Source organism: Celeribacter ethanolicus (assembly GCF_001550095.1).
In the GTDB taxonomy this organism is placed as follows: Bacteria; Pseudomonadota; Alphaproteobacteria; order Rhodobacterales; family Rhodobacteraceae; genus Celeribacter; species Celeribacter ethanolicus.
This window is the reverse complement of the sequence record NZ_LRUC01000003.1, coordinates 45309-62487: the sequence shown is the minus strand read 5'-3', so window position 1 is coordinate 62487 and position 17179 is coordinate 45309. Positions and strand designations below refer to the sequence as shown.

The window sequence follows — 17179 nt, the reverse complement described above, 5'->3', positions numbered from 1 at the left end:
AGGCTTTCGGGCAGATGTATCTTGCCCGGTCGTTAAACTCAATTCTTGTTTCGCGCCGCAAACGCCTTGCGGGTCAGGATCATGTCGATCCGGTCGACGTCATACCCGCGCGCAAGGCTGAAGTTGCGCGATGTGCCCGTCTCGACAAAGCCCATGGCACGCAAGACCTTGGAAGAGCGGGCATTCTCCGCGAAATAGCCCGCCTCGATCCGGTCCTTGCCAGTCGTGGCGAACCACGCGCTCAGCACCGCCTCCGCCGCCTCGGGCATGATCCCCTGCCCCCAATAGTCTCGCCCGAGCCAATAGCCGAACTCACCCTCACAGCCGATGGTGCCGACGATCCGACCCTGAAATTCGATCCCGAAGACAAAGGCTTTTGCGGCCACCCTTCGGGTGAACCAGTTCGCATCGTGAACAGAATACGGATAAGGAACGCGGGTCAGCCACTTGCTGACCTCTATGTCATTGAGCACCCGCACGACATCGGGTGCATCCGACGCCCGGAACGGGCGCAGGATCAGGCGGTCGGTTGTGAGGATCGTATCGGTCATCGGGGTCTTCCTTGGTGGCGACCCCAATTAGGGGCCGTTAAAGTTTGCGCAGGTAGGTCCAGGTTGGGACGTGAGACCCGCGGGCAACGGAATAGGTCTCCGCATCGCCGAGATATTCGAAACCGCAAGCGGTCACCACACGGGCAGAGGCCTGGTTGTCCTGAAAAATCTCCGCAAACATGGTTTTCGCCTTCATGGGATTGGCGTCGACCATGGCCGCAAGGGCGGTGCGGGCCAACCCGGTGCCCCAGAACGCCGGCGCGACCCAGAAGGCCACTTCGCATTGATCGCGATCAAGCGGCTTCAGAGAGATCACGCCCAGCACCTCGGACAGTTCGTGGGCGGAACCGTCGAGAATCCAGACCTTTTCCTCGGTCTCAGGCTTCAGCGAGCGGGCGACGAAAGCCTCTGTCGCGCCCGGTGGCATCGGGTGCGGCAGGGAGCGCGAGTTGCGCGCGACGCGTTCGTCGCTGACATACATGTTGAGCAAACCGGCGTCCGAGCGGCGCGGCGGGCGCAGCACGAAGCGCTCCGTTTCGATCACGGCCTGTGCGCCATGGTCCAGCCTGTCGTCAACCAAATCCATTCTCATCTCTCTTCCTCCAAATCTCCTGCCACACACCTCTCTCCCAAAGGCGGCGTCCGCGCCTTCTCATAGGGCATCGGACATCGGGCCTGCCGTATCGGTGAGCCGCGCATGAGATGCGCAGACGAACCACGGTTTACGACAGTCGTGTTAACCACAGATGAAAGCTGCGGCGCAACGACGGCATATTTGGCCAAATTTTACGTTTCCGATCAAGCCTTTCCTGACGGGTGCCCCGATCGCGCACAAAGCAAAAGGGGACCGGCCTGCGCCGATCCCCCTGATGTTCAAACCTGATCGAGGTCGGCTTACTCAGCGGCCTCCGCCACCGGAAGCACGTCGATAAAGGTACGTTTTTTCAGGCCCTTACGGAAGGAAACCTTGCCGTCGGTGGTCGCAAAGATGGTGTGATCCTTGCCCAGTCCCACGCCTTCGCCCGGCCAGAACTTGGTGCCGCGCTGACGCACGATGATGTTACCGGCAATGGCCTCTTGGCCGCCGTAGAGTTTGACGCCGAGACGGCGACCTGCGGAGTCGCGACCGTTACGGGACGAACCGCCTGCTTTCTTGTGTGCCATGGTGTTCTCTCCTTAACGTGTCTTACTTGGCCAGTTCTTTGGCCTGTTCAACCCATTCGGGTTTCACTTTGACGGCGTCGAACGCGTCGGCGTCGACAGCGGCGAGCTGAGCGAAGGTGGTGATGCCAGCTTCGACCAGTTTCTTCGCGGCAGCCGGCCCCACACCGTTGATCGCGGTCAGATCGTCACCACCCGCAGCCGGAGCTTCGGCTTTCGCGGCGCCCTTCGGAGCAGCCGGAGCGGCAGACACGGAGCCTGCGCCGATGGCGGCTTTCACACCGGTCTTGTCCGCGCCCGCTTCGAGAATGTCGGTGATGCGGAGCAGCGTGAGCTGCTGACGGTGGCCTTTGGTGCGCTGCGAAGAGTGCTTACGGCGACGTTTGACATAGTGGATGAGTTTCTCACCCTTGATCTGGTCGATAACTTCGGCTTGCACGCCGGCGCCGGCCACGAAGGGCGCGCCGATGGTGGAACCGACCATCAGAATCTCGTTGAACTGGACTTTTTCACCAGCATCGGCAGCGAGTTTCTCAACGCGCAGGACGTCACCCGCCTGCACCTTGTATTGCTTGCCGCCAGTTTTCAGAACCGCAAACATGCAGTCTTCCTTTCGATATACCCGCGTCCTGTGGCCCCGGTTTGCTTTGAATTTCAAAGCGTTCCGATGTTTGTTGCCGCGAACAGCGCGCCCCTCAGAGGGGACGAGATTGTCATGAAAGATGCCTGCACGCGGAAATGCTTCCGACAAAAAGACATCACCCGGTCGAGCCCAAGGGTCCGCCGGGTGCGCGGTATATCGGGAATCATCGTCCAAAAGTCAAGCCCGCAGTGCCGGAGGCGCCGCTCTCAGAGCTGTTCGCCCTCATATTTCTGCATCAGCATGGCCGTTCCCGCGCCCAGCCCCCGCGACAGGTGTTCGTACACCGCATCGAAAGAGGCGAAAAGCGCGCGGTTGAGATCCTGCCCGGCCTCGGTGCGGGCAAAGTCGATATAGGCCTCGAACTCGTCATCGCTCAGCGGTTCATAGGCCAGTGTGGAAAACCCGTAGACCCATTCGGAGACATCTGCGCGCACCTCCGGCTCGCTGGCCCAGATCTCATTGAGAAGATCGCCGTCGGTCACCCCGTCCTCCACGTCGAAGCCTTCGCTCCACAAGCCGCTGTAATAGGCAATGTCGCTGTTCATCGCGCCGACCACATTCATCTCGACGAGATCGTTGACCTGGACATAGTCCTCGATGAGACGCGCACGGTCGGTTTCGGGATCGAGCTCCGCCCAGGCCTGCCCCGCCGCGGCCTGAGCCGCCTCGTCGGACATGGCCTTGCGGGTCTCGAGTTCGAGCCGCGCGATACGCCCGCCCAGATCGGTCGAGAAGAACGCCACCATCTCCGGCAGGTCGCAGCCCTCGAGCGCCTCGGCCAGTTCGTCGTGAAACGCTTTCGACATCACTTCGGGATCGTAAAGCCGGACGAGCATGTCCTTCCACGCCGATTTCGGCACACCATAGCCCGCATCGGCAAAATCCTCTGCCATGCCCTGCCCTTCCTGCGCCAGCACCCCGACCACCTCATCGAAGAGCATGACGTCCATCAGTTCGCCAAGCTGCGCCTCATCGACCTCCGCCGAGGCGGCGAGCGGCAGCGTGGACATGAGAGCGGCACAGGCCAGCCCGCGCAACACGGCCCATCCCCCGTCCCGGGGCGTCGGCTCGAATCCCATGTCGAATCTCATGGCTCTTGCGCGTGTCGAAGCGGTCATCACGGTCCTTTCCAAGGTCCTTTTCAGCGGCAGTGTGCTGACAACAGCTAAACAAAGAGTTGAGCGAGGAACAAGTCACGACATCGAAATGTCCCGCCTCGATGAAATTCCCGGCGAAATTTCGCGCCCCCCTCTGGAACGATTGCTCAAAAGAATGTCACGAAAGGGGTTGCACACGGCGCGCGGCACGGATAAATCACCCGCCACCAGACCCCCGCGGAGAGGTGCCGGAGTGGTCGAACGGGGCGGTCTCGAAAACCGTTGTCCCTTTACGGGGACCCAGGGTTCGAATCCCTGTCTCTCCGCCACAAAACCTTACGAGGTTTTGGCAAATTACCAAGTAATAACAAGACGTTAGATCGCCGCGCCCTGCGCGCGATCCGTCATTTTGGCTTGTTTTGCAACACATTTCGCCGCACAATCCGCACACACCACCAGCGGGGAAACGGCCATGACCATCATGAAGCGGGGCAGCACTTACCACCTGCGCAAGCGCGTGCCGCGCCGCTATGAGGGCGTGGAAGAGCGCAAGAGCATCTGGGTCAGCCTGCACACGGACTCCCTTACCGTCGCCCAACAGAAAGCCCCTATCGCTTGGCAGCATATCGTCGAAGGTTGGGAAGCCCGGCTTGCCGGTGACACAAGCGACGCGGAAAAGCGTTTCGAGGCAGCCAAGAATCTCGCCGCCGTCCGGGGCTTCCGCTACCTGCCAGCGCCCCAAATCGCCAAGCTGCCGCAAGACCAGCTTCTTGCACGTGTCGAAGCCGTCAAAGAGCGCAAAGACGGTGAACTGGATATGCGGGACACGGCTGCCCTTATGGGCGGCGTGAGTGAACCGGCGATCACGGTGACTCGGGCTCTTGAACTCTATTGGGGCTTGGCCGCGGACAAGACGCTTGGCAAGAGCCCGGACCAGCTCCGCCGCTGGGAAAACCCGCGCAAGAAAGCCGTTAAGAACTTCGTGGACGTGGTAGGCGACAAGGCCATTGGCGACATTACTGGCGACGATATGCTGGAATTTCGCGACTGGTGGTTTGACCGGATGCGTGACCAAGGGCTCACGCCCAACTCTGGCAACAAAGACCTTATCCACCTTGGCGACGTGCTGAAGACCGTGAACCGAATGAAGCGGCTCGGGCTGGTGCTGGCGTTTGCCGCCACCCTGCGCATAGGCGGGCGTCATACCACCGGGCGCGGTCACTTCAATAGACGCGATCAAATCGCCTTTGTCTTCCGGTGCGAGGGCTTTCGCGACGTTGGCGAGATCATTCGCCGAAGCGATCAGCGCGGGTTTGATCTCTGCGACGATCTCGGACGGGATCGCTTCGAGACGTGCGGCGAGGCGTTTGGACTGTGCTTTGAGGTCTTTCGTCACCGGCACCAACGCAGCGGCGAGCGTGGTAACGCATCAGACCGGACGTGCGCACCGTGCCCACAGTTCCGTTTTTCCGATGATCGTGCGAAGCTCTTTCGGGACCACCAACCGCGCATGATAACGCCCGGAACGATTCACCAAGTGACGGACTTTGCCAGCCATTTCGGAATTCCACTTGTAACCAAAGTTGTAACCTCAAAACGGCCATAAACCCTTATTTTCAAGGGTTTTATTTGATTTCAAAGGGATATAATGGTGGGTGATAAGAGATTTGAACTCCTGACATCTTCGATGTGAACGAAGCGCTCTACCACTGAGCTAATCACCCGCCGTGGCGTGGTGTTTAGCCTCTGGCAAATTCGGATGCAAGAGGCTTTTGCCAGAAAATGTGCCGGAAAACTCAGTTTTCCCCGGCCACCGTTTCCGCGCTCTCCTTAGGGCTCTCTGCCGGGGCCTCGCCGCCCTCGACCTCCTCGCCCAGCATGGTCTTGGACCGGCGCAGCTTGGCCACAATGACATGCGCGCCGGTGCCGTCCTGTTGTCGTTTCACAGACATTTTGCCCAAAGGCGGCAGGTTCAGCTCCTCACCACGCTGAAGCGCATCGCCCAGTTCCTTGAGCGTCGCCTCGACCGCTTTCTTGGCCTCGCCGCGCTTGACGCCGGAGGCCTCGGCCACCCGGTCGATGAAATCTTTCTTCTTCATGGTCGTCACCACCGTGGTTTCGGGTGCCTCCACCGGCGCGGGCTCCGTACTGATCGGCACGGTCTTTTTAACCGGCTTCTTCTCCGGCTTCGCCGCCGTCGTTTTCGCAGTGGTCTTGGGTTTTCGGGATGCGGTGGGCCGCGATGCCATGGGAGTGCCCCTCTGGTGGTTTGTTTCCGTTGCGGAAACCTTACTCCTGTCGCCCCTCTCGCTGCAAATGGGAAATCGCCTCATAGGCATGGTTCTATTGCCTTGATGCTCCACAGATTTATATGCTCAAATCCTGCGCATCTCTTTGAGTCTCCCGAAGCAAAAAAGCCGACCCGAAGGCCGGCTTTCCCACAATTGTTTCCGGATCGCCACTCAGTGCGCCGTCGCCCCCTGACTTTCGCCGCTGCCGGAGAGCTTGGCCAGACGCGCGGCCTCTTCGGCGGCCTCGTCCCACTCAATCGGTTCCGGCTGGCGCACCAGCGCGTGTTTGAGAACCTCGGACACATGGGTGACGGGAATGATCTCCATCCCCTCCTTCACATTGTCCGGGATCTCGGCCAGATCCTTGACGTTCTCTTCCGGGATCAACACGGTTTTAATGCCGCCCCGCAGAGCCGCCAGAAGTTTCTCCTTGAGCCCGCCGATGGCGGTGGCATTGCCGCGGAGAGACACCTCGCCGGTCATGGCGATGTCCTTGCGCACCGGAATCTGCGTCAGCACCGACACAATCGTCGTCACCATCGCCAGACCGGCCGACGGCCCGTCTTTCGGCGTTGCCCCATCGGGGACGTGCACGTGGATGTCGATCGTGTCGAACACCGGCGGCTTCACCCCGATCTGCGGCGCGATGGAGCGCACATAGGAACTGGCCGCGTCGATGGACTCTTTCATCACATCGCCCAGTTTCCCCGTGGTCTTCATCCGCCCCTTGCCAGGCAGTTTCAGCGCCTCGATCTGCAACAGATCGCCGCCGACCGAGGTATAGGCCAAGCCGGTGACAACCCCGATCTGATCCTCTTTCTCGGCGAGACCGTAGCGGAATTTCTTCACGCCGAGGAAGTCCTCGATGTTGCCGGAGTTCACCTCGACACTGTCCGCCTGTTTGCGCACGATCTGCGTCACCGCTTTGCGCGCCATCTTCGCGAATTCGCGTTCGAGATTCCGCACCCCCGCCTCGCGGGTGTAGTAGCGGATCACATCCGTCACAGCGCCGTCCGTCACAGAGAATTCCTTGGCCTTGAGGCCGTGGTTCTTGATCTGTTTCGGGATCAGATACTGTTTCGCGATCTCCGATTTCTCGTCCTCGGTGTAGCCCGAGAGCGGGATGATTTCCATCCGGTCGAGAAGCGGCCCCGGCATGTTGTAGCTGTTCGACGTGGTCAGGAACATCACGTTGGAGAGATCGTATTCGACCTCCATATAGTGATCCACAAAGGTGGAATTCTGTTCCGGATCAAGCACTTCGAGCATAGCCGATGCCGGATCGCCCCGGAAATCCTGCCCCATCTTGTCGATCTCATCGAGCAAGATAAGCGGGTTCGTCGTCTTCGCCTTTTTCAGCGCCTGAATGATCTTGCCCGGCATGGAGCCAATGTACGTCCGGCGGTGACCGCGGATCTCGCTCTCGTCGCGCACGCCGCCAAGCGAGATACGAATGAACTCGCGCCCCGTGGCCTTGGCGACCGATTTGCCCAAAGACGTCTTACCCACGCCCGGCGGGCCGACGAGGCAGAGGATCGGACCTTTGAGCTTCTGGCTGCGCTGTTGCACGGCGAGATACTCGACGATCCGCTCCTTGACCTTCTCAAGCCCGTAATGGTCGTGATCGAGGATTTCCTGCGCCCGGTTCAAATCCTTTTTGACGCGGGACTTCGTGCCCCACGGGATCGACAGCATCCAGTCGAGATAATTGCGCACAACCGTGGCCTCGGCAGACATCGGGCTCATGTTCTTGAGCTTCTTGAGCTCGCCCTCGGCCTTTTCACGCGCCTCTTTCGAGAGCTTGGTGGCGGCGATCTTCTCTTCGAGCTCGGCAATCTCACCGGCCCCATCCTCGCCATCGCCCAGCTCCTTCTGAATGGCCTTCATCTGCTCATTCAGATAATATTCGCGCTGGGTTTTCTCCATTTGCGACTTGACGCGGGTCTTGATCTTTTTCTCGACCTGAAGCACGGACATTTCGCCCTGCATCAGCCCGAACACGGCCTCAAGCCGTTCGTCCACCGCAAGGGTTTCCAGAAGTTTCTGCTTCTCGTCCACCTCGACGCCAAGATGCCCCGCCACGAGATCGGCGAGTTTTGCCGGCTCGCGCGTCTCGGAGACGGCGACAAGCGCCTCTTCCGGGATGTTCTTTTTCACCTTGGCGTAATGCTCGAATTCCTCGCGCACGGAGCGCAGAAGTGCCGTCACCGCATCGGCATCGCCTGCGCTTTCCTCCAAGGGCGTGATCTCCGCCTCGAAATGGCTGTCGTTTTCGAGAAACCGTTCGAGCCGCACCCGACGCTCGCCCTCGACCAGCACCTTGACGGTGCCGTCCGGCAATTTCAGAAGCTGCAACACATTGGCCAGCACGCCGACGCGAAAGATGCCGTCCTCCGACGGATCGTCCACCGACGGGTCCATCTGGGCGGAGAGCAGGATTTGCTTGTCCTGCGCCATCACCTCTTCGAGCGCCTTGACCGATTTTTCCCGACCGACGAACAGCGGCACGACCATGTGGGGAAACACCACGATGTCGCGCAGCGGCAGGACGGGATAGGATTGGATTTGCTCGTGCATGTTCATTCCTTGTTCTGGCAAAAGACCCAGGCCCCGCCCCTGCGGCAACCATCCGGTCTTTCCTGTCTTGGCTCTATATCTGGGGGCCTGTCCCCATGATTTCAACCAAGTCAAGTTGCGACTTGGGAAACAGTCTGCCTTTCATGCGGCCCACGGGCAAGGGTGGATTTCACCGGATTTTCACGATTTCGAAGCCCGACCGTCCCGCGACCGGAACAGCGACGTCAAAAAACCGATACATTTCAAACCACAGCCCCGCCCATTGCCTCACAAGGCTCAGATCGGCTCGATGTCACCCAGCGCGCGGGTGTCGTGGAAGTCCTTTTCCCAGGCCTCGAAGGTCCCGCCTGCAATCGCGTCGCGCATGCCCTGCATGATCTCCTGGAAATAATGCAGGTTGTGCCAGGTGAGCAGCATCGAGGAGATAATCTCCTGCGAGCGGAACACATGGTGCAGGTAAGCGCGCGAGTAATTGCGGCAAGCAGGACACGAACAATGTTCGTCCAGCGGACGCGGATCGTCGGCATGGCGCGCGTTCTTGATGTTGACCTGCCCGCGGCGGGTCCAGGCCTGCCCTGTGCGCCCCGACCGCGACGGCAGCACGCAATCCATCATATCGACGCCGCGTTTCACCGCGCCCACGATGTCGTCCGGCTTGCCCACGCCCATCAGGTAACGCGGCTTGTCTTCCGGCAGGAACCCCGGCGCGAAATCGAGCGTCTGGAACATCAGCTCCTGTCCCTCGCCCACCGCAAGCCCGCCAATCGCATAGCCGTCAAAGCCGATCTCTTTCAGAGCCGTGGCGCTTTCTTCCCGGAAATCGCGCTCCAAACCGCCCTGCTGAATGCCGAACAGCGCATGGCCGGGCCGGTCGCCAAAGGCCTCTTTCGACCGCGCCGCCCAGCGCATAGACAGCCGCATGGAGGACGCAATCCTGTCGCGATCCGCCGGAAGCGCAGGGCATTCGTCGAAACACATGACGATGTCGGAGCCGAGGAGCTTTTGGATTTCCATCGAGCGCTCGGGCGAGAGGAAATGTTTCGAACCGTCGACATGCGAGCGGAAGGTCACGCCCTCTTCCGTCAGCTTGCGCAGATCGGAGAGGCTCATGACCTGAAACCCGCCGCTGTCCGTGAGGATCGGGCGGTCCCAGTTCATGAATTTATGCAGCCCGCCCAGAGCCGCAATCCGCTCTGCCGTCGGGCGCAGCATCAGGTGATAGGTATTGCCCAGCAAAATATCCGCCCCGGTGGCGCGCACGCTTTCCGGCATCATCGCCTTGACGGTCGCTGCCGTCCCCACAGGCATGAAGGCGGGCGTGCGAATGTCGCCGCGCGGGGTGGAGATCACACCGGTGCGGGCCTTGCCGTCGGTGGCGTTTACGGAAAATGAGAATCGCTGGGGCATGGTGTTCTGGGTCATGCTGAGGCCATAGCGCCAAAAGCGCCGTCAGGCCAGACGGTGGCCGCCAGATGCAACGATTTCGCGCCTCGTGCGTTGAGAGGACACCCTCGTCTCAGGAGCCCCATGCGCGCCGTGATCCTCGCCAACCGCCACTCCGGCACCAATGCAAAAGACAGCGACGCGCTCACCCGCGCCTGCGCCGCCCTTGGTACGGACTGCGAGATCGTTCCCATCGACCCGGACACCGACCTCTCCGATCTCATCGACCACAAGATCGCCGAGGGGGCCGAAGCCGTGATCTCGGCGGGTGGCGACGGCACCGCCATGTCTGTCGCCGATGCCATGCTCGGGCGCGATGTGCCGATGGCCGTCCTCCCCATGGGCACGTTCAACTATTTCACCCGCGGCCTGGGGCTTTCGGAAGCCCCCGAAGAGGCCGCCGCCCAGTTGCGGAATGGCGAGACCCGCGACATTCGCGTCGGCCAGATCAATGGCCACGCCTTCCTCAACAACGCCTCCCTTGGCGTCTATCCCGCGATCCTCAAGGAACGCGAGACGATCTATGACCGCTGGGGGCGGCATCGCATCGTGGCCTACTGGTCGGTGATCAAAACCATCCTGCAATCGCAGCACCGTATGCGTTTGACGATTACCGCAGACGGCACGGTGCATGAGATCAAGACGCCCCTCGTCTTCATCGCCCGCTCCGCCTATCAGCTCGATCTCTTCGGCCTCGAGGGGGCCGACATCATTTCCGAGGACGGGTTCGCCACCTTCGTGATCCATGCCCGTGCACGGATGGACCTGTTGCGCCTCGCGATGACCCTGGCCGCGCGCAAGATGCCGCCTGCGCAGGATTTCACCCTGATCCGCGCCAAAGACCTGACGATTGCGCATCACGACGGATCGCACAAACCTTTCCTCACCGCCTTCGACGGCGAGAAGGCCCGCCTTGCAGCCCCCTTGCGCCTCCGCATGAGCGACGTGCCGCTTCGCATCCTCATCCCCCGCAAACCGGAGAGGCCTCGCCAATGACCCGCCTCATCCATCTCTCCGATCTGCATTTCGGTCGCACAGACCCTGCGCTCGCCGCCCCTCTCCTACGCACCATCGAGCGGCTGGAGCCGACGCTTGTGGTGATCTCCGGCGATCTGACCCAGCGCGCCCGGCGCGGCCAGTTCGACAAGGCCCGGCACTTCATCGACGCAATCAAAGCCCCGGTGCTCACCGTCCCCGGAAATCACGACACGCCGCTCGACAATCTGGTCCTGCGCTGGTTCGCCCCCTTCGCCCGCTACAAACGCGCCATTTCCGCCGATCTCGAACCGACCTTCGAAACCCCGCAGATGCAGGTGATCGGCGTCAACACGGTCAACCCCTTCGCCTGGCAAAGCGGCAGACTCTCCGACAAGACCCTCACCCGGATGATGGAGCATTTCGGCCCCGACGACGGCCGCCTGCGCGTCGCCGTGCTGCACCATCCTCTGGAACAGCCGCCGACCCTCGACAAACCGCGCACCCATGGCGCCAAGGCGGCGCTCACCGCGCTCTTCGCCGCAGGCGCCGATCTGGTGCTGTCGGGCCATCTGCACAGCGCAAGTGCCGCCCCCTTCACCCGGGTGCCGGGTGTCCTGTTCGTTCAGGCCGGCACAGCACTCTCGACCCGCAGGCGCGGCACGCCCAACACCTTCAATCAGATCGAACTGACCGGCGAAGGGGAACTGACCCTCACCGTCTGGAGCGCCGCTGATCAGCCGACCTTTCTGCCGCAAGCACCGCGCCATTACCTGCGCGGGCCTGCGGGTTGGGTGAGAAAAACGGGACATGACCGCGCCATGCCCCGCCTGCTGTGCTAAAGCCCCTGCTCTGTTCAAGGAAGACGCGCTTACTCCGCCGCCTCAATCTTCGCCTGCGCATCCTCGGGGATCGCCAGCGACAGGATGATCGCCGACAGACCCGCCAGCGTGATCGGCGCGGCAAAGACCTGTTTCAGGAAATTCGGCAGGTTTTGGGTGGAATCCGGCACCAGCGTCACACCCAGAGCGAGGCCAAAGGACACGGCCATGATATAGACCCGGCGCAGGTTCATCTCTTCGGTCGACAGAATACGGATGCCCGCCACCGCGATGGTCGAGAACAACACCAAAGTCGCCCCGCCCAGAACCGGTTTCGGGATGATCAGGAAGAACGACCCCACGATGGGGAAGAGCCCGAGGATCACAAGAATACCGCCGACCCACATCCCCACATGACGCGAGGCCACGCCCGTCATCTGGATCACACCGTTGTTCTGCGAAAACGTGGTGTTCGGGAAGGTGTTGAAAATCGCGGCCAGCGCCGAATTGACGCCATCGCCAAGAACCCCGCCCTTGATGCGTTTCATATATAGATCGCCCGACACCGGCTGACCGGAGATCACCGAGTTGGCGGTCAGATCGCCCGAGGTTTCAATCGCCGTCACCAGATAGAGGAAGGCCAGCGGGATGAAGAGGCCGAAATCGAAATCGAAGCCGTATTTGAACGGGATCGGCAGGGCAAAGAGGCTCGCAGACCCCAGTGCGCCGAAATTCACCATGCCGAAAAAGCTCGACACGAGGGTGCCGACCACCAGACCGATCATGATCGCGGAGATCCGCAGCGTCGGCTTGCCGATGAAGGTCATCACAAGGATGATCGCCACCACCAGCGAGCCCATCAACAGGTAAAGCGGCTTGCCGAGGTCTTCGCCCGCCATCGCGCCCCCTGCGAAATCGGTGAACCCCGCCTTGATCAGCGACAGGCCGATCACCGTAATGACGATCCCCGTCACCGTCGGCGTGATGATGCGTTTGAGCTTGTCGAGAAACTGCGACAGGATGATCTCCACCAGCGAACCCACGAGACAGAGCCCGAAGATCATCGCAAGAATGTCCTCCGGCGAGCCGCCCCGCGCCTTGACCGCGAAGCCTGCGGCCAGAATGGCGCCAAGAAAGGCGAATGAGGTGCCTTGCAGCGACAAAAGCCCCGAACCCACCGGCCCGATGGTCTTACATTGAATAAAGGTCGCAATGCCCGAGACGAAAAACGCCATGGCAATCAGATAAGGCGTATAGGCCCCAAGCCCCAGCGCGCCGCCGATGATCAGCGAGGGCGTCGCGATGCCGACGATGGACGCCAGCACATGTTGCACCGCGGCCAGCGCCGCTTTCGGCGGTGGCGGCACATCGTCGAGCTGATAGACCAGCGGCATGAATTTTTCCTGACTCATATGTTTGTCCCCAGTTTGTTCCGTTTGAAATCCCCTGAGCAAAAGCCTGAGCCGCCCTCGGCAATGACGAAAGCGTTACCTGTCGCAAACCGTCCGAACCCCGCCCTCCCGGCAGACCCCGCGCAAGAAAACGGCAAAATCCGCTGTTTTCCCGGGGTGACGTCCAAAAACTGACCGGTTTCGGATCGCGCATCTGCGGCCGCCCTCCGTCTTTCGCCGCTTTGTCACAAAACCGACAAAGCCTCTTGTCAGAACCCTCGGAAGGTGACATTTGGCGCATCTGGCCGGACCGCAGCAGCGCCCCGGCCTCTCCCCAAATTGCGAGACACACACATGACGGACAAAGCTCCTTTCGCTTTAGGCTGGGAAGAGTGGGCCTCCCTGCCCGCGCTCGGCCTGCCCGCGCTGAAGATCAAGGTCGACACCGGCGCCAAGACCTCGGCGCTGCATGCGTTCGACATTGAACCTTTCGGCAAGGCGGACGCCCCCAAGGTGCGGTTCAACATCCATCCGGTGCCGGGGCGTGAGGACATCACGATCTCCTGCTCCGCCGATGTGGTGGACCGGCGCGAGGTGACCTCGTCCAATGGCGAAACCGAGCTGCGCTATGTCATCGCCTCCGAGATCGCCATGGGCGAGCGGGTCTGGCCGATCGAGATCACCCTCACCAACCGCACCAATATGGCCTACCGGATGCTCCTCGGGCGTCAGGCCATTCGCGACGACATGATCGTCCAGCCGTCCGAGAGCTTTTGCCAGCCCCGGCTCGACGACGCGGTCTATTTCACCACCGCGATCCGCGACACCGTGGCGCCGCGCGCGCTGCGCATCGCTGTTCTCTCGCGCGAGCCGGACAATTTTTCGACCCTGCGCCTCGTCGAAGAGGGCGAGAAACGCGGCCATGTGGTCGAGGTGATCGACACCACGCGCTGCTACATGGTGATCAACGCCATGGCGCCGGAGATTTATTACGATGGCGAGCGTCTGCCGCGCTATGACGCGGTGATCCCGCGCATCGGCGCCTCCGTCACCTCTTACGGCACCGCCGTGATCCGTCAGTTCGAAACTATCGGCACCTTCTGCGTCAATGGCTCCGAAGGCATCGCCAAGTCCCGCGACAAATTGCAGGCGCATCAGGTGCTTGCGCGCCACCGCATCGGCATGCCAACAACCGCCTTCGCCGCCTCGCCGAAGGACACCGACAACCTGATCGCTCTGGCGGGCTCCGCGCCTCTGATCGTCAAGCTTCTGGAATCGACCCAAGGCCGTGGCGTCGTTCTGGCCGAGACCAAGAAAGCCGCGCAATCGGTGATCTCCGCCTTCCGGGGCCTCAAGGCGAACTTCCTCGTCCAGCATTTCGTCAAGGAGGCGGCGGGCGTCGACATCCGCTGCGTCGTCATCGACGGCAAGGTGGTCGCGGCGATCAAACGCTCGTCTTCGGGCGGCGATTTCCGCTCGAACCTGCACTTGGGCGGCTCCGCCTCGAAAGTGCGCATCTCGAAAGAGGAACGCGAAACGGCGGTGCGCTCGGCCAAGGCCTTTGGCTTGCGCATGGCAGGCGTCGATCTGCTGCGCGCCGAAGACGGGCCGAAAGTGCTTGAGGTCAATTCGTCTCCGGGCTTCGAGGGCGCCGAGACCACGACCGACAAGAACATCGCCGGTGCGATTTTGGACATGATCGAGAAACGCATGCGCCCGGCCCCCGCGCGCAAGGGGCGTAGCAAAACCTGACCTGCGCAAGGTGCGCGGCCTAACTCAGCGGCCTAAACCGACGGGCGGGTCAGTAGACCTGCCCGCGCATCCGGTTCCAGTTTTCCAGAATGGCCGGAACAAAGAACAGCACGAAAATATACATGTGCATCCCCAGCACCAGATAGGGGATCATCAGCGCCAGCCCCGCGATCCCGACATAGCCCGTCACCTTCGACGCCGTCGTGCCGCGCATGAAGCGCAACAGGATCAGTTCGAACAGCTTGCCGCCATCCAGAGGCGCAATCGGCAGCAGATTGAAGATCGCCAGATAACCGTTGAGCCAGGCCATGGTCTCGAAAAACCAGAGCACATAGTCGTATTCCCGTCCCGCGCCCCACATCGCATTGGCGACAAGGCGGCTCACCGCCCAGAGCGTGAGCGTCACGATCGGCCCCATGGCCACGATCAGCTCGCTCTCGCGCGGGGTCGCCGCCCGCGCCTGCTGGCAATAGCCGCCAAAGCCGTGGATCGTCACACTGCGCACGGGGATTCTCTGCACCAGAGCGCCCCAGGCATGGCCCATTTCATGCAGGAACACCGAGCCGATCAGCATGGCGATAAAGGCCAGATCATAAAGCAAATCCGTCGCCGACCCGGTGGTCGAGATAAACAGCAAGAACATCAGAAGGATGCTGCTGCCGATCCTGACAGGCACGCCCCAAGGCCCGCGAAACTCGAAAATGGCTTGTTGATCACGAAACATTTATATCCTCATACCATTCTCAAGACGCACCACACCGACCCTGCCCGAGCCGGGTTTTGCCAAGCAACTCATAATGTTCCATTCTGACGACACTCCGACGCAACTGTGGCATTTTGCACCTGATTTGATCTTTGCCATAGCACTGTTACAAAGCCGGTGGAAAGACAGGGGCACAAGGCAATCCAACCCGCAGGTGCTCCATGTCCTTCTGCCTCCTCCCGCCCGACGCCACCCGCCTCTCGATCGAACTGCACGCCCTGCGCGAGAAAATCACCCGCGAAGCCGACGCGATCCAGACCGCCTGGGAGGCTGCGGACATCCGTCCCGCCTTCCGCCCCTCGGCCGAGAACCTCGCCTCCTATCTCGCCCTGCGTCATGCCGATCTGAGCCCGATGCAGCCCGATCTCGCCGCCCTCGGCCTCTCCACCCTCGGGCGCGCCGAACCGCATGCCCGCGCCTCGCTCGACGCGGTGGTGGCCACGCTCTCCCGTCTCTCCGGCGCGGCATCGGGTGACGAAGCCCCCTATCCCGATCCGAGCGCCTTCACCGAAGGCCCCGCCCGCCTCGCCGCCCGACGCGACACGCTCTTTGGCACCGGCTCCTCCGGCGCGCCGCGCTCGCGCATCCTGCTGACGCTCCCGACCGAGGCCGCGACCGATCCCGATCTCATCCCCGACATGCTGCGCGCCGGTGCCGACGCCATGCGGATCAACTGCGCCCATGACGGACCCGAGGTCTGGGCCGCGATGATCGCCCGCATCCGCGACACTCAGGACGAGATCGGCCGCTATGTGCCGGTGCTGATGGATCTCGCCGGGCCGAAACTGCGCACCGGGCCGGTCGCGGGACCGAACAAACAGCGGGTGATGGTCGGCGACCGGCTCGACATCCGCCGCGATGCGCCCTCTGGCAAATCGAAACATGTCGCCACCACGCTGAGCCACCCGGAGCTGATCGACCGCCTCGCCCCCGGCATGAGCGTTTTCATCGACGACGGCAAAATCGGCGCGGAGGTCCTTGAGATCACACCGAAAGGTGCCAAGCTCCGCGTCACCCGCGCCGGTCCCGAGGGCGTCAAGGTCAAGCCCGAGAAGGGCTTCAACCTGCCCGCCGTCGAGATCGACATTCCGGCGCTGACCGAAGACGACCGCAGCGCCCTCGATTTCGTCGTCGGTCACGCCGACATGATCGGCTATTCCTTTGTGCAAACGCCCGAAGACATCCGCCTGCTGATCGCTGAGATCGACAAACGCCTGCCCGAAGGCGCGCATCGTCCCGCGCTGGTGCTCAAGATCGAAACCGGTCTGGCCGTGCGCAACCTGCCGAAACTCATCGTGCAATCCGGCGCTTTGACCGAAACCGCCGTGATGATCGCGCGCGGCGATCTGGCCGTCGAGATCGGGCTGGAGCGCATGTCGGAAATTCAGGAAGAAATCCTCTGGCTCTGCGAAGCCGCCCACACCCCCGTGGTCTGGGCCACGCAGGTGCTCGAAGGTCTGATGAAACAGGGCCTCGCCACCCGCGCCGAGACCACCGACGCCGCCATGGCACAGCGCGCCGATTGCGTCATGCTCAACAAGGGGCCTTACGTGGTCGAGACCATCCGTTTCCTGTCGCGCATTCTCGGCCGCATGGACCGGCACATGACCAAGAAATCCGCCCGCCTCGGCCCGCTTCGGTCGTGGAAAGGCGATCTCTCGCTCTAATCTCTGGACCTTGTCGGCGCCATTCCCTATATGATTACTCGGAAATA

The 17179-nt window shown here is 61.7% G+C and carries 16 protein-coding genes and 2 tRNA genes; 7 read left to right on the top strand and 11 right to left on the bottom strand.

The annotated features are described in order from the left end of the window. Positions 1-38 precede the first annotated feature (38 nt). The 5 genes from NH195_RS00410 to NH195_RS00390 form a co-directional block, all read right to left on the bottom strand. Positions 39-551, bottom strand: coding sequence for a GNAT family N-acetyltransferase (locus NH195_RS00410; protein WP_066701546.1), 513 nt, complete (start codon positions 549-551; stop codon positions 39-41). 37 nt (positions 552-588) lie between these two features. Beyond that, a complete protein-coding gene (locus NH195_RS00405; protein ID WP_066701545.1) occupies positions 589-1143 on the bottom strand; it encodes a GNAT family N-acetyltransferase in 555 nt (184 codons plus the stop codon). 302 nt (positions 1144-1445) lie between these two features. Further along, positions 1446-1715, bottom strand: coding sequence for a 50S ribosomal protein L27 (rpmA, locus tag NH195_RS00400; protein WP_066701542.1), 270 nt, complete (start codon positions 1713-1715; stop codon positions 1446-1448). A gap of 22 nt (positions 1716-1737) precedes the next feature. Beyond that, positions 1738-2313, bottom strand: a complete 576-nt coding sequence (locus NH195_RS00395; protein ID WP_066701540.1) for a 50S ribosomal protein L21 — start codon at positions 2311-2313, stop codon at positions 1738-1740. A gap of 248 nt (positions 2314-2561) precedes the next feature. Further along, entirely contained in the window at positions 2562-3434 is an 873-nt protein-coding gene (locus NH195_RS00390) for a DUF2059 domain-containing protein (protein ID WP_157779726.1), read from the bottom strand. 257 nt (positions 3435-3691) lie between these two features. On the opposite strand from NH195_RS00390, the gene NH195_RS00385 reads away from it, so the two are divergent. Further along, positions 3692-3781, top strand: a tRNA-Ser gene (locus NH195_RS00385). 143 nt (positions 3782-3924) lie between these two features. Continuing rightward, positions 3925-5058: a DUF6538 domain-containing protein gene (locus NH195_RS21925; protein WP_066701537.1), complete on the top strand. Its 1134-nt coding sequence runs from the start codon at positions 3925-3927 to the stop codon at positions 5056-5058. A 43-nt stretch (positions 5059-5101) separates the two neighbouring features. Here the strand turns inward: NH195_RS21925 and NH195_RS00375 are convergent. Together NH195_RS00375 and NH195_RS21400 are read right to left on the bottom strand one after the other, a co-directional pair. Continuing rightward, a tRNA-Val gene (locus NH195_RS00375) sits at positions 5102-5176 on the bottom strand. Between the two features lie 72 nt (positions 5177-5248). Beyond that, complete coding sequence (locus tag NH195_RS21400; RefSeq protein ID WP_162265838.1) at positions 5249-5551, bottom strand: HU family DNA-binding protein; 303 nt, start codon at positions 5549-5551, stop codon at positions 5249-5251. On the opposite strand from NH195_RS21400, the gene NH195_RS21395 reads away from it, so the two are divergent. Next, positions 5550-5807, top strand: coding sequence for a hypothetical protein (locus tag NH195_RS21395; protein ID WP_162265837.1), 258 nt, complete (start codon positions 5550-5552; stop codon positions 5805-5807). The genes NH195_RS21400 and NH195_RS21395 overlap by 2 nt on opposite strands. Before the next feature lie 107 nt (positions 5808-5914). Here the strand turns inward: NH195_RS21395 and lon are convergent, their stop codons facing one another. Then, positions 5915-8320: an endopeptidase La gene (gene lon / locus NH195_RS00365; RefSeq protein ID WP_066701532.1), complete on the bottom strand. Its 2406-nt coding sequence runs from the start codon at positions 8318-8320 to the stop codon at positions 5915-5917. A gap of 276 nt (positions 8321-8596) precedes the next feature. Beyond that, complete coding sequence (gene tgt / locus NH195_RS00360) at positions 8597-9727, bottom strand: tRNA guanosine(34) transglycosylase Tgt (protein WP_066701772.1); 1131 nt, start codon at positions 9725-9727, stop codon at positions 8597-8599. 120 nt (positions 9728-9847) lie between these two features. Here tgt and NH195_RS00355 point away from each other — a divergent pair, with 120 nt between their 5' ends. Both NH195_RS00355 and NH195_RS00350 read left to right on the top strand, forming a co-directional pair. Further along, the gene (locus NH195_RS00355; protein WP_066701530.1) at positions 9848-10759 is read left to right on the top strand and encodes a diacylglycerol/lipid kinase family protein; all 912 of its coding nucleotides are present in this window, start codon (positions 9848-9850) and stop codon (positions 10757-10759) included. Continuing rightward, positions 10756-11580, top strand: a complete 825-nt coding sequence (locus tag NH195_RS00350; protein ID WP_066701527.1) for a metallophosphoesterase family protein — start codon at positions 10756-10758, stop codon at positions 11578-11580. Before NH195_RS00355 ends, NH195_RS00350 begins: the two co-directional genes overlap by 4 nt. Before the next feature lie 29 nt (positions 11581-11609). On the opposite strand, the gene NH195_RS00345 is transcribed toward NH195_RS00350, so the two are convergent. Further along, complete coding sequence (locus tag NH195_RS00345) at positions 11610-12971, bottom strand: nucleobase:cation symporter-2 family protein (protein ID WP_066701526.1); 1362 nt, start codon at positions 12969-12971, stop codon at positions 11610-11612. A gap of 333 nt (positions 12972-13304) precedes the next feature. Here NH195_RS00345 and rimK point away from each other — a divergent pair, with 333 nt between their 5' ends. Beyond that, the gene (rimK, locus tag NH195_RS00340; RefSeq protein ID WP_066701525.1) at positions 13305-14702 is read left to right on the top strand and encodes a 30S ribosomal protein S6--L-glutamate ligase; all 1398 of its coding nucleotides are present in this window, start codon (positions 13305-13307) and stop codon (positions 14700-14702) included. Positions 14703-14751: 49 nt separating this feature from the next. Here the strand turns inward: rimK and NH195_RS00335 are convergent, their stop codons facing one another. Next, positions 14752-15426, bottom strand: a complete 675-nt coding sequence (locus tag NH195_RS00335; protein WP_066701523.1) for a site-2 protease family protein — start codon at positions 15424-15426, stop codon at positions 14752-14754. A gap of 200 nt (positions 15427-15626) precedes the next feature. Here NH195_RS00335 and NH195_RS00330 point away from each other — a divergent pair, with 200 nt between their 5' ends. Continuing rightward, entirely contained in the window at positions 15627-17132 is a 1506-nt protein-coding gene (locus NH195_RS00330; RefSeq protein ID WP_066701521.1) for a pyruvate kinase, read from the top strand. Positions 17133-17179 lie beyond the last annotated feature (47 nt).